This is a genomic window from Streptosporangium sp. NPDC006007, assembly GCF_040614315.1.
GTDB lineage: Bacteria > Actinomycetota > Actinomycetes > Streptosporangiales > Streptosporangiaceae > Streptosporangium.
In genome coordinates this window covers 1-10,904 of record NZ_JBEXUG010000073.1, presented here as the reverse complement: position 1 = coordinate 10,904, position 10,904 = coordinate 1, and the positions used below count along the sequence as shown (strand labels likewise).

General features: G+C 68.9%; 14 protein-coding genes. 11 read left to right on the top strand and 3 right to left on the bottom strand.

What is annotated here, in order from left to right:
- Nucleotides 1–198: 198 nt before the first annotated feature.
- The 8 genes from ABZ194_RS29575 (at nt 199) to ABZ194_RS29540 (ending at nt 5,496) form a co-directional block, all read left to right on the top strand.
- Nucleotides 199–429 carry a hypothetical protein gene (locus tag ABZ194_RS29575; RefSeq protein WP_355600305.1) on the top strand — a complete coding sequence of 77 codons (231 nt, stop codon included), beginning with the start codon at nt 199–201 and terminating at the stop codon, nt 427–429.
- 2 nt (nt 430–431) lie between these two features.
- Complete coding sequence (locus tag ABZ194_RS29570) at nt 432–914, top strand: Clp protease N-terminal domain-containing protein (protein WP_355600304.1); 483 nt, start codon at nt 432–434, stop codon at nt 912–914.
- A gap of 771 nt (nt 915–1,685) precedes the next feature.
- Nucleotides 1,686–2,372 carry an NPCBM/NEW2 domain-containing protein gene (locus ABZ194_RS29565; protein ID WP_355600303.1) on the top strand — a complete coding sequence of 229 codons (687 nt, stop codon included), beginning with the start codon at nt 1,686–1,688 and terminating at the stop codon, nt 2,370–2,372.
- A gap of 493 nt (nt 2,373–2,865) precedes the next feature.
- Nucleotides 2,866–3,666, top strand: a complete 801-nt coding sequence (locus ABZ194_RS29560; RefSeq protein ID WP_355600302.1) for a hypothetical protein — start codon at nt 2,866–2,868, stop codon at nt 3,664–3,666.
- Nucleotides 3,667–3,739: 73 nt separating this feature from the next.
- Nucleotides 3,740–4,078, top strand: a complete 339-nt coding sequence (locus tag ABZ194_RS29555) for a VOC family protein (RefSeq protein WP_355600301.1) — start codon at nt 3,740–3,742, stop codon at nt 4,076–4,078.
- A 23-nt stretch (nt 4,079–4,101) separates the two neighbouring features.
- The gene (locus ABZ194_RS29550) at nt 4,102–4,737 is read left to right on the top strand and encodes a GNAT family protein (RefSeq protein WP_355600300.1); all 636 of its coding nucleotides are present in this window, start codon (nt 4,102–4,104) and stop codon (nt 4,735–4,737) included.
- 294 nt (nt 4,738–5,031) lie between these two features.
- Nucleotides 5,032–5,280: a Scr1 family TA system antitoxin-like transcriptional regulator gene (locus ABZ194_RS29545; RefSeq protein WP_355600299.1), complete on the top strand. Its 249-nt coding sequence runs from the start codon at nt 5,032–5,034 to the stop codon at nt 5,278–5,280.
- An 18-nt stretch (nt 5,281–5,298) separates the two neighbouring features.
- On the top strand, nt 5,299–5,496 hold the full coding sequence (locus ABZ194_RS29540) for a DUF397 domain-containing protein (RefSeq protein ID WP_355600298.1): 198 nt from the start codon (nt 5,299–5,301) through the stop codon (nt 5,494–5,496).
- Nucleotides 5,497–5,590: 94 nt separating this feature from the next.
- Here ABZ194_RS29540 and ABZ194_RS29535 read toward each other — a convergent pair whose 3' ends face one another.
- Entirely contained in the window at nt 5,591–6,469 is an 879-nt protein-coding gene (locus ABZ194_RS29535; RefSeq protein WP_355600297.1) for a putative protein N(5)-glutamine methyltransferase, read from the bottom strand.
- 223 nt (nt 6,470–6,692) lie between these two features.
- On the opposite strand from ABZ194_RS29535, the gene ABZ194_RS29530 reads away from it, so the two are divergent.
- Complete coding sequence (locus tag ABZ194_RS29530; RefSeq protein ID WP_355600306.1) at nt 6,693–6,881, top strand: helix-turn-helix domain-containing protein; 189 nt, start codon at nt 6,693–6,695, stop codon at nt 6,879–6,881.
- 122 nt (nt 6,882–7,003) lie between these two features.
- Here the strand turns inward: ABZ194_RS29530 and ABZ194_RS29525 are convergent, their stop codons facing one another.
- On the bottom strand, nt 7,004–7,741 hold the full coding sequence (locus ABZ194_RS29525; RefSeq protein WP_355600296.1) for an SDR family oxidoreductase: 738 nt from the start codon (nt 7,739–7,741) through the stop codon (nt 7,004–7,006).
- A gap of 86 nt (nt 7,742–7,827) precedes the next feature.
- Between ABZ194_RS29525 and ABZ194_RS29520 the strand changes: the two genes are divergently transcribed.
- Together ABZ194_RS29520 and hisC are read left to right on the top strand one after the other, a co-directional pair.
- Nucleotides 7,828–8,430, top strand: coding sequence for a TetR-like C-terminal domain-containing protein (locus ABZ194_RS29520; protein WP_355600295.1), 603 nt, complete (start codon nt 7,828–7,830; stop codon nt 8,428–8,430).
- 173 nt (nt 8,431–8,603) lie between these two features.
- Nucleotides 8,604–9,665 carry a histidinol-phosphate transaminase gene (gene hisC, locus ABZ194_RS29515; protein ID WP_355600294.1) on the top strand — a complete coding sequence of 354 codons (1,062 nt, stop codon included), beginning with the start codon at nt 8,604–8,606 and terminating at the stop codon, nt 9,663–9,665.
- 35 nt (nt 9,666–9,700) lie between these two features.
- Here hisC and ABZ194_RS29510 read toward each other — a convergent pair whose 3' ends face one another.
- On the bottom strand, nt 9,701–10,639 hold the full coding sequence (locus ABZ194_RS29510) for an EamA family transporter (RefSeq protein WP_355600293.1): 939 nt from the start codon (nt 10,637–10,639) through the stop codon (nt 9,701–9,703).
- Nucleotides 10,640–10,904 lie beyond the last annotated feature (265 nt).

Genomic DNA, 10,904 nt, shown 5'->3' with positions numbered 1-10,904 from the left:
AAGTGAGAAGGGCATCCGCTGGGGCGGCAGGCCCCTCGCACCGGCAGCTTGAGACGCTCACCCAACCCAGTGATCGTTTCCGGTCACAGCACTAGCCGGACCGTCTCACCCGTGCCGGAGAGGCGATCGGCTCAACGGTATCCGTGTTTTAGCAACCCGTGTTGACTAATTTGAGATTAGTCAACTATGGTTGCTTATATGCCCGCTGTTGAGATCCCCGGTCCCCAAGATCCCGCCGATGGGCTGGCGGCCGTGGCGGCGTTGAGGCGCCTGGCCGATCAGCTGGAGGACGCCGCCGTCGAGCAGGCGATGCGGGCGGGCTGGAGCTGGCCACAGGTCGCCGAGGCGCTCGGAGTCACGCGCCAGGCGGTTCACAAAAAGCATGCCAAGCGGCTCATCGCCGCCGGCGTCACGCTGAGGAGGCGCTGACGATGACCCCGTTCGACACATACCTCCACATGATCATCATGGAAGGGGGACAAGAAGCCCACAGGGACGGGTCGGCGACGATTGAGGCGCGGCATCTCCTGCTGGCGATCGCCGCCGAGGAGGGAACCGTCGCACACCGGGTCCTGACCTCGGCCGGGCTCGATCATCAGGCGATCCGCGACGCGTTGGCCCGGGAGTTCGAGCACAGCCTGAGCGCGGCCGGAGTGTCTCTCGCCACCTTTGACCTCCCCCGGCCGGGCGGCGGCCCCAAGCGTCCCCCGCACATGGGGGCCTCGGCCAAACTCGCGCTCGAACGAGGCTTCGCGTCCGTCGCCCGTAAGAAGGATCTGCGCCCGGCGCATCTGCTGCTCGGGATCCTGCGGGCTCAGATCGGCACCGTGCCGCGCGCCCTCGCCCTGGCCGGTGTCGACCAGGCCGACCTGGAGGCGCGCGTGCTGCGGACGCTCACCGACGAGGGCGAGTAACGGACAGACACGGCCGACGCCACCCCCTCTTCCCGCCCCCGGAATTTCCACGACTCCGGGCCTTTCCGTGACTCCGGGCCTTTCCGCGAACTCGGCCTTTTCCCCGACCTTGGGCCTTTTTTCGGCTTCGGGCCGTTTCCCGCCCTCGGGACCGTGACGCGCCTGCCGTTCCCGGTCCGTTCCCGACCCGCTTCATCCCGCCCCGGGTCCCCGCTCCCGATCGTGACGAATTGACTTCCTCCCCGCGGCTGAAGCCGGGGGATTCCACACTCAAGGAGTGCCGATGATCAACCCCTTATTCCAGCAGGCGATGCCCCCAACAGGCTTGCGCAAGCCGTACGCCGGCAAGACGGTGGGCGGCGGTGTCGACCCGCGCGTCCCGGCGGGAACGCCCTTCTCGCCGCCAGGCCCCAACAGGGCCGGCGAGGCCACCGCGCGGAGCCGCACGTCCGCCCGTGACATCGGGTGTACGGAGCCGCGGACGGGGTGGTGCGGTGGGCGGCGGGTTTACGCCGTGCCGTCCCGGCTGGCGCGGGCGGGGACCGGCCTCCAGGCCGCATGCCCCGGCCGCTGGCCGTGCCGGGGCGGCGGGGCGTGTCCCGCCGTGCGGCGGCGCGGAGCGCTGCCGCCTTGATTCCTTATAAGAACAATTCGGCAAGTTGGGCGATCAGTCCGGGAGGCGATGGGTTGAGGGGTCTGTTCCGGGGGCGCGAAGCTGCCAACGCCTAGATGGGTTGGTCAGTATATTTAGCGCGACCGAGGAGGGCCGTAATGGTGCAGTCTGCCCCAAACGAAGAGCAAGCGGACAGATCGTCAAAAAAGTCGAGTATAGATCGAACACAGGTGATAACGGCGTTAATCACGGCAATCATTGGAGGAGTTGCGACGGCCGTTCCGTTCTATTTCGGTGGAAAAGAAGCCGGGACCAGGGAAGGGGCGGCGGCGGCGCCAACGGTAAGGGTTACGGTGACGGCGCCCGGGAAGGGGAGTGTCCCCGACGATGCGAGTCCATCGGCTAGCGAGGGTCCAAGCGGAGTCCCGTTCAGCGATGAGGGGCAGGGCGTCCCGGTCACGAATGCGCCGCTGATCGGGGACAACGGGTACACAGGCGGGTCGGCCGAAGTCATGGATACGTCCTACGATCAAGCCCTCATCGCGAATTCGCTCTGTTACGACGTCGAGGCGCGGTTTGAGCTGAATCGGCACTACAAGAAGTTCACGGCCATGGTCGGTGTCATGGACGGTTCACCACCTGGAATACCGATCACATTCCACGTGTACGTGGACGGAAAAGCCATCAGGACTGCGAAGGTAGCGAAGGAGGATGGCGTCAAGAAGATCGCCGCAGTAGACGTGTCGAAAGCGGCGGAGATCAAGCTGTTTGCGAGCAGCGAAGATTGCCATCCGGAAGCTGAGGGCATGGGCGTTACGTGGATTAACCCGGTGCTCGCTAAGTAGCGGAGCGGTGCGACCAGGGCCGGGCGATGCGGTGGGGCGGGTCGCATACAGGCGAGAGGCACCTGAGTTTCAGCACGGGCGCGCTTCCGCCTCGGCCTCGATGTCGTCCCACAGGTTGTAGGGACTGCGGCTCATGGCGGATGCCTGTTTTCCTGCTGGTGATGAATCATGCTGCGGGGCGTGCGGGTGGCTTGACTGCTTCCGACAGGGACCGGCCTTCAGGCCGCACGCCCGGCCGGAAGGGCGGCTGAGACCGCTCGTGCCGACCGCCGCAGGCGGGCGGCCTTGAACCAGTAAAGAAAATATGAGCCAATGCCGGTCGCACATGCCTGTCCTACTTCGGCTGATGCTTGACTCTAAAACTGACAGACATCGTTGACACCCGGGTCTCCGGCCACTACGGAGACCATCATGTCCACCCCGAACCCCCCACTGGATCGTGAGGCCAAGCGGCGCGTGCGCTCTGCGGGCCGCCGGGTGGCTGCCCAACCCGATGACCACCGACCCCGGCGACGCCACCGTGCAGGCCTGTACGGACCTCGCCGCGCACCATCCGGACATCCCTGGGCGTGTCCAGTGCCTCACTGCCCGCTACCGCACGGCGGTGTTCGCGATCGGCGACCCGCCGACCCGGATCCTCAAACGCCATGCCGACATCGACGCTTACAACGCGGAGGTGGTCGCCTACCAACTGCTGGGCGGCCGGGGCATCCTGCCCGAACTGCACGACGCCAGCGACGACGCCCAGACCCTCGTGACCGGCTACCTGCCGTACAAGGCGGACCTGTCGGCCCCGGCCGTCCTCGACGAGCTGGTCGAGCTGGTCGCTCGCGCCCACACCGCCCCCGCCGCCTGGCCGCCCGAGATCACCGACGTGATGCAGCCCTACACCCTCGCCGCCACCCGCACCGAACCCGTCCCCGAGTGGATCGGCAACGCCGGGGCGTGGCAGTCGGTTATGGAGCTGACGGCTGACGCGCACGGCGTCGACCACATCCCCCTTGGCGGGTTCGACCTCGCGCCCCGCCACGCCCGCCGCGACCACTCCGGCGAACTGACGATCATCGACGGCGAGACCATGCGCCTCGACTGGACCGGACTACCCGACGTGATCACCCTGGCCTACATCGCCGCCGAGGTGTCAGCGCCTCTCACCCCCCGATGGATCCGCCGCACCTACCTGCACCACGCCCGTAAACACGGCGCACAATGGACCGACATGACCCTGAGAAGCGCCCTCACCCTGTGGGCCGAGGCCACTGGCCTGCACTCCCTGCACGGCATCACCGACTGAATCCTGGGAATGGGCGAGGGTGGTGGGACACCGGGCCGAGGGGAAAACGATGTTCACCGCCTGTACCCGAATCATGATCTTCTCTGAGGATCCCGAGAAGTCCGCACGCTGGTGGGGAAACGTCCTGGGCTCGCCAGTTCACCTGGATGTCAACGGGAGCTCGGTGTTCGCCTGGCTCAGCATCGCCGGCATCGAACTGGGCTTCCACATGCTGGACGAGAAGAACAACCCGCGCGGTGGCAGCGTCGTCCCCTATTTCGCCGTCGCCGACCTCGACGCAGTCCTGGGCGACCTCGTGGCCGCTGGGTGCACCTGCCATCGCGGCCCCTACAAGCCCGAGGACGGCACCGGCCACCGCATCGCTCAGATCGTGGATCCTTTCGGCAACGTCATCGGCCTCGACGGCCCCTAACCAGCCCCAACATGGAGGCGAGAGTGCGGCACTGGCCCCTCACCCAGCTGACGATCACGACACCCGACCTGGTGCTTCGCGTCCCCGACGACGAACTCCTGGACGACCTCGTTCACCTCGCCGGCCAAGGCGTCCACCCACCCGACACCATCGTCTTCCCCCAACCATGGGCCACCGGTACCCCTGACGAGGTCGCCCGCAACGTCCTGCGGAACCACTGGTGGGCACGCGCCAACTGGAGCAGCGGCAACTGGCGGCTTCACCTCACTGCCGTGCACCGCGACGGGTACGTGATCGGGCAACAGAATTTGTCCGCCCGGGACTTCGCCACCACCCGCGAAGCCCGCACCGGATTCTGGGTCGGCCTGCGCTACCACAACCGTGGCTACGGTACCCAGATGCGTGCCGCAGCCCTTCACCTCGCCTTCGCGCTGGGAGCCGAACGGGTCACCTCAACGACATTCGCCGACAACGGACCATCCCACAGAGTCTCCGCGAAATTCGGGTACACCCCCAACGGCATTCGGCGGGTTGCTGTCAACGGTCAACTCATCCACGCCCACGAGCTCCTCATCACCGGCGAGCAATGGGCCGCTCAGGAGAACTCGGGCATCAGCGTCGGAGGTCTCGAACCCTGCCGCACGATGTTCGGCCCGTAGTTGAGCCCCCAGGGACTCAACGGGCGGATCACTGCGGCATCCCTGTTCGATGAGTCCCGGCAACGAGGAACTCGTCAAGGTCCGGGGCTCTCACCCAACCAGAACATGTGATGTCCGCCACTCGTGCTACGCCGGATGGCGCGCGGGGAGTCGGGATCGAGCGTGGCCAAGCGCCGGGAGGCGACCGGCGCGGTTCACGATCCCCTCGGCCCCGGGGTGTCGTGCGGTCGTCTCCGTCCTGCGAGCGGTTCTTGGGAAGGTGGGGCCCGCTCGCGGGGAGTAAGGGGCGCGGCGGTGGGTTCCCAGGTGTCGGCCAGGGAAGTCGACCGGCGTATCGAAGTGTGCATGACTCGCCAGGCCATACTGCACAAGCCCGAGCCCCTAAACTTGCGGGTGATCATCGAGACGCCGGCGAGCAGCCTCTATGTCGAAGCGGATACCGATACATACCGGTATAGCCTGGTCTTTGACCAATTGTGTGCGATGGCACTTGATCCTGATGACTCCCTCCTTTTTCTCCGCGCCATTGCCGCCGCGACCTAGAGTACGGAGGACGCCGGGATGCCCGACCTGACACCCGTCCTTGTATGGCGCGAGTCCAGCCTCGGTGAAGGCGGCGATGGCTGCGTCGAGGTGGCCACGAATCTGCCCGGTATTGTCGCCGTCCGGGACAGTAAGGACCCGTCCGGACCGGTGCTGACTTTCAGCCCGGTGGCCTGGCGTGACTTCCTCAAGTGCGTCCGTGACGGAGACCTCTGATCTATGTCCCTTGACGGGGGCCGCACGGCCAGGGGTGGCTGGGGAGCCGTCCGGGCCGTGCGGTTCGTTCGTTTCCCGCTGGACCGCGACGGGTTCAGCCCTGGAGGGCGGGCCTGGTTCCGATGACCACGGTCGCGTTCAGCTCGTCGGAACCGGCCACTCGTGGGATCAGCCCGTGGCTGACGATGATCTCGACGGCCCGAGACGCCTGGCGCTCACCCGTCTCGACCAGCAGGGAACCGCCCGGTGCCAGCCACAGTGGCGCCGCGGCGGTCACCCGCCGCACGACGTCAAGCCCGTCCGCGCCGCCGTCGAGCGCCACCCGGGGCTCGTGGATGCGGGCCTCCGGGGGCAGCAGCCTGATCGCCTCGGTGGGTACGTAGGGCGGGCTGGCGATCAGGACGTCCACGCGGCCCCGCAGTGTGGCGGGCAGCGGCCGGTAGAGATCACCCTCGTACACCTGGCCACCGGCGGCGGCGACGTTGCGCCGGGCGCACCGTACCGCGGCGGGGTCGATGTCGACGGCGTGCAGCTCGACGTGGTCCAGGGCCGCCGTCAGCGCGGCGCCCATCGCGCCGGAACCGCAACACAGGTCGACGACGACGGCTCGCGGCCGGACGAGGGCCTGGACCGGGGGGCCGGCGGCCGATCGCACGAGCGCGGCGGCCCGACCGGCGGGACCGGCGGCCCGGAGGGCGAGGGCGGTGGCCTGCTGGACGAGAAACTCGGTGCGGCGGCGGGGTACGAAGACCCCGGGGTCCACGGCTATCCGCAGGCCGCAGAACTCCGCCCAGCCGAGGACGTGTTCGAGGGGCAGGCCGCCGACCCGCCGGTCCACCATGGCGGCGAGGTCGGCGGGGGTCTGTGCCGTGGAGACGAGCAACCGCGCCTCGTCCTCGGCGAAGACACAGCCGGCGGCTCGGAGCATGGTGACGATGACGGACTGAGGGAGGGGTGACGGGGAAACCGACATGGGAGCCTTTCGGAATGCCGATGAGCGCTCCCTCGGTCACCTATGTCAGGGGGACCGTACGGCTGTGAGGTGGGAGCACCCAGCCTGATCTGGCGTAATGGGGCTCACCTCCTCGATAGGTCCACTGCTGGGGACGGTAACACTACCCGACCCTGCCCGCCGCGCACCATGGTCCGCCTTCAAACGGATCCCGCCCGGAGCGGGGACGACGCGAGCGTGACCGCTGCTCCGTAGGAAGTGGCGGTCCTGTCGTGTCGAGTCGGCCGGGATCACGCCCGCCAACCTGGCGGTGCTCAAGAACGGCCATGCCAAGACGGTGCGCTTCGCGACGCTCGCCGCGCTCCGCGAGGCGCTTGAGCGCTGGCCGGGAGACCTGCCGCGCTGGGAGGCCAAGGACGCCGCGGACGGGTGACGTCAACGGTCACACTCGCGTCGTTCCCGCTCCGAGCAAGATAGGAATGTCTCGGCTTATGGGGCGATTCCTCCGTCGTGGCCGGAGCGCCGGGCGGTGGGGCCCGAGGGGGGTGGGACGGGTCAGACGATGCCGCCGTTGGCGCGGATGACTTGGCCGTTGACCCAGTGGCCGGGGCCGGCCAGGAAGGCGACGACCTCGGCGATGTCCGCGGGCGCGCCCAGGCGTTTCAGCGGCGGCTGGGCGGCCATCTTGGCGATGGTCTCCTCGTCCTTGCCGTTCAGGAAGAGATCGGTGGCGGTGGGGCCCGGGGCGACGGCGTTGACGGTGATGTCGCGACCGCGCAGCTCGCGGGCGAGGATCAGGGTCATGGCCTCGACCGCGCCCTTGGCCGCCGCGTAGGCCGCGTATCCGGGGAGGGCCAGGCCGATCACCGAGGAGGAGAAGTTGATGATCGCCCCGCCTCCGCGCAGCCGGCGGGCGGCCTGCTGATTCACCACGAAGGTGCCGCGGATGTTGGTGCGGTGCATGCGGTCCATGGCGTTCAGGTCGAGGCCGGCCACCGGGGACAGGTACATCGTGCCGGCGGCGTGCACGACGACGTCGACACCGCCGAAGGCGTTCTCGGTCGTGTCGAACAGCGCGGCCACCGCCGTCTCGTCGGCGACATCGGCGCATATCGCGATCGCCCGGCCGCCCGCCTCGGTGATGGTGGCGACCGCCGCGTCTGCCTTGATCTGGTTGCCCGCGTAGTTGACCACGACGGCGAAACCGTCTGCGACCAGGCGTTCGGCCGCCTGGCGGCCGATGCCGCGCGAGCCTCCGGTGACGATCGCGACGCGGGCTGACGCAGTTCTCATATCGGCTCCCTCCCCAAAATATGTGTACACTATGTACATATATATGATCATGACCACAGTGTCCATATGTTTCCCGGAGGTAGATCGTGACGCAGCCTCCCCAGCCCGTCCGCCGGGGGCGCGGGCGGCGTCCGGCCGACGAGGTGCGCGGCGAGGTCCTGCGGGCGGCCGGTGAGCTCCTGCTCTCGGAGGGGATGGCCGGCTTCACCATCGAGAAGGTCGCGGCCCTCGCGGGCGCGAGCAGGGTGACGCTCCACAAGTGGTGGCCCTCCAGGGGGGCGCTGGCGCTCGACGGCTACCTCAGCGTCGTCGGCACCACCCTGGCCTTCCCCGACACCGGCGACATCGCCGCCGACCTGACCACCCAGGTACGGGCCTTCGTCCACCTGATGCGCGACACGCGGGCGGGGCGCGTCATGCCGGAGCTCATCGGCCAGGCCCAGACCGACCCCGAACTGTCGGCCGTCTATCGCGAGCGCTACTCGGCCCCGCGCAGGGCCCTGGCCGTGGAGGCCCTGACACGGGCCACGCACCGAGGTCAGCTGCGGCCAGGCGTCGACCCCGAAGTGGTCGTCGACCAGCTCTGGGGCGCCTGCTACCACCGGCTCCTCATCCCCGACCAGCCGCTGACCGACGAGTTCGCCGAAGCCCTCGTCACCAACCTGCTGACCGGGATCACCCACCCCTGAAGCCCCCGCCGAACCCGCGTCACCGGCCTTGAGGCGGAGACCCGGCCCGGCTCGCCCCCGCGACCCCGGGGACGTTCGGGATCGGGGAGGCCGCCAGTGGAGCCAGGGGGGTGAAGTGCCCTTCGGGGTTCCCGGGTGCCATTCGGTTTGAACGCTCCTCGTAAGGTAAGGCCATGCCTCGTTTCCGCGCGATTTTGGACACGGTGCCCCCGTACAAGGCGGGCAAGGCCGTGGTGTCAGCCGACGGCCGGTCCTACAAGCTGTCCTCGAACGAATCCCCCTACGGGCCGCTGCCCTCGGTGGTCGAGGCGATCTCCAGGGCAGCGTCCGATATCCACCTTTACCCCGACCCAGGGGCGACCGGCCTGACGAACGCCCTCGCCGGCCGCTACGGTGTGCCGCCCGAGCACGTCGCGCTCGGCGCGGGCTCGGTGACGGTGGCCCAGCAGCTCTTCGAGACGGTGAGCGAGCCGGGCGCGGAGGTGATCTACGCCTGGAGGTCCTTCGAGGCATACCCCCTCCTGGCCGACCTGGCGGGGGCGACCTCGGTGCGGGTTCCGCTCCTGGGTGAGACGCACCACCTGGACGCCATGGCCGACGCGATCACGCCCCAGACCCGCATGATCTTCGTCTGCAACCCGAACAACCCCACCGGCACGGTCGTCCACCGGGCCGAGCTGGAGGTCTTCCTCGACCGGGTTCCGGAGGACGTGCTGGTCGTCCTGGACGAGGCGTACCAGGAGTACGTCAGGGACACCGACGTCGCCGACGGGGTCACCGTCTACCGCGACCGGCCGAACGTGGCCGTGCTGCGGACGTTCTCCAAGGCGTACGGCCTGGCCGGGCTCCGGGTGGGTTATCTGATCGCCGGGGAGCCGGTGGCGTCCGCCGTCCGCAAGGCGACCGTGCCCTTCGCGGTCAACCATCTCGCCCAGGTCGCCGCGGTCGCCTCGCTCGCGGCCGAGGAGGAGCTGCTGGAGCGGGTGGACCTCGTGGTCAAGGAGCGCGGCCGGGTCCGTGAGGCGCTGGTCGCCCAGGGCTGGACGGTGCCGGTCACCGAGGCCAACTTCGTCTGGCTCCGCCTGGGGGAGCGCACGATGGACTTCACCGGAGCCTGCGCGGCCGAGGGCGTCGCGGTACGGCCGTTCCCGGGCGAGGGCGCCCGGATCTCCATCGGCACTCCCGAGGCCAACGACACCCTCCTGGCCGTCGCCGCCGCCTTCAAGGGCGCCTGACCCCGCCTCCGTCGCGGATTCGACGGGGGCGGGTTCTACACGGGGGCGCGTTCCTCCTCGGCGGCGTGCGTCTTTTTCCGGCGTTCCGTGGAGACCACCAGGGCGACGCCGATGACGATCACCGCGCCCGCCGCGACCATCGAACCCGTGACCGGTTCGCTCAGCACGATCGCGCCCAGCACGACCGCCACGACGGGGTTGACGTAGGCGTAGGTGGACACCAGGGAGATCGGGGCCTTGCCCAGCAGCCAGATGTAGGCGGTGAAGCCGACCAGGGAGCCCATCACGACGAGGTAGGCCAGCCCGGCCCACGACCGTCCGGAGACGGCCGCGAGGTCGAGATGCTCGCCCGCGATCCTGCTGGTCAGCAGGAGCCCGAGGCCGCCCACGGCCATCTCGACCGTGCTCGCGGCGAAGGGCTCGGCGGGCATGGGGATCGAGAAGGACAGGAACGAGCCGATCGACCACGACAGCGACGCCAGCAGGATGATCGTGATCCCCGGCCCGCCGGAGGCGCCGCCCCCGCCGCTCAGTGACAGTCCCGCGACGCCGCCGAACCCGACCAGCACCCCGGTCAGCGTCAGCGGTCTCGGCCTGTCCCTCGCGACCACCCTGAAGATCACCAGCCAGAGCGGTACGGAGGCCACCAGCAGCGCGGCCAGCCCGCTGGAGATGCGCTGCTCGCCCAGCGCGACCAGGCCGTTGCCGAAGGTCAGCAGGAGCACCCCCACCAGTGCGGCCCCGCCGAACTCCTTCCAGGTCATCCGGAAGGCCCGCCGTCCCTTGAGGAACAGGATCACGGCGCCGAGAAGCGACGCGGCCGTGACGAAGCGCATGGCCCCGCTGAGCAGCGGCGGCATGGTTTCGATCACGATCGCGATCGCGAGGTAGGTGGATCCCCACACCACGTACACGATCGCCAGCGCTCCCCACACGAGGGGCGATGGGCGATTGTCAGGAGTGTCGTGCGCCATAGCTCATGACGATATCCGTTCACGCCCCCTGCTCCGCAGGCGGGTTTCCGGTTGTGAGACGGCCCCCTGCTCCGCCGGCGGGTCTCCGGCCGTGAGACAGGGGAGGGGGAGGCACCTCGTTCCGGTGGTCTCCGCGGCGTGGGGGGGGGGGGCCCCCCCGGGGGGGCCCCCCCCCCCCCCCCCGCCCCCCGCCCCCCCCCCCCCCCCCCCCGGGGGGGAAAAAGGGGGGGGGTGTAGTAAATGTTGTGAAAAAAAGTTGTTATAG

Bases quoted from the DNA above. Each gene is read 5' to 3' on its own strand.
- hisC (WP_355600294.1), top strand. From the start codon at position 8,604: ATGCCTCGTTTCCGCGCGATTTTGGACACGGTGCCCCCGTACAAGGCG.
- ABZ194_RS29570 (WP_355600304.1), top strand. From the start codon at position 432: ATGACCCCGTTCGACACATACCTCCACATGATCATCATGGAAGGGGGA.
- ABZ194_RS29575 (WP_355600305.1), top strand. From the start codon at position 199: ATGCCCGCTGTTGAGATCCCCGGTCCCCAAGATCCCGCCGATGGGCTG.
- ABZ194_RS29525 (WP_355600296.1), bottom strand. From the start codon at position 7,741: ATGAGAACTGCGTCAGCCCGCGTCGCGATCGTCACCGGAGGCTCGCGC.
- ABZ194_RS29540 (WP_355600298.1), top strand. From the start codon at position 5,299: ATGCCCGACCTGACACCCGTCCTTGTATGGCGCGAGTCCAGCCTCGGT.
- ABZ194_RS29565 (WP_355600303.1), top strand. From the start codon at position 1,686: ATGGTGCAGTCTGCCCCAAACGAAGAGCAAGCGGACAGATCGTCAAAA.
- ABZ194_RS29535 (WP_355600297.1), bottom strand. From the start codon at position 6,469: ATGTCGGTTTCCCCGTCACCCCTCCCTCAGTCCGTCATCGTCACCATG.
- ABZ194_RS29560 (WP_355600302.1), top strand. From the start codon at position 2,866: ATGACCACCGACCCCGGCGACGCCACCGTGCAGGCCTGTACGGACCTC.
- ABZ194_RS29510 (WP_355600293.1), bottom strand. From the start codon at position 10,639: ATGGCGCACGACACTCCTGACAATCGCCCATCGCCCCTCGTGTGGGGA.
- ABZ194_RS29555 (WP_355600301.1), top strand. From the start codon at position 3,740: ATGATCTTCTCTGAGGATCCCGAGAAGTCCGCACGCTGGTGGGGAAAC.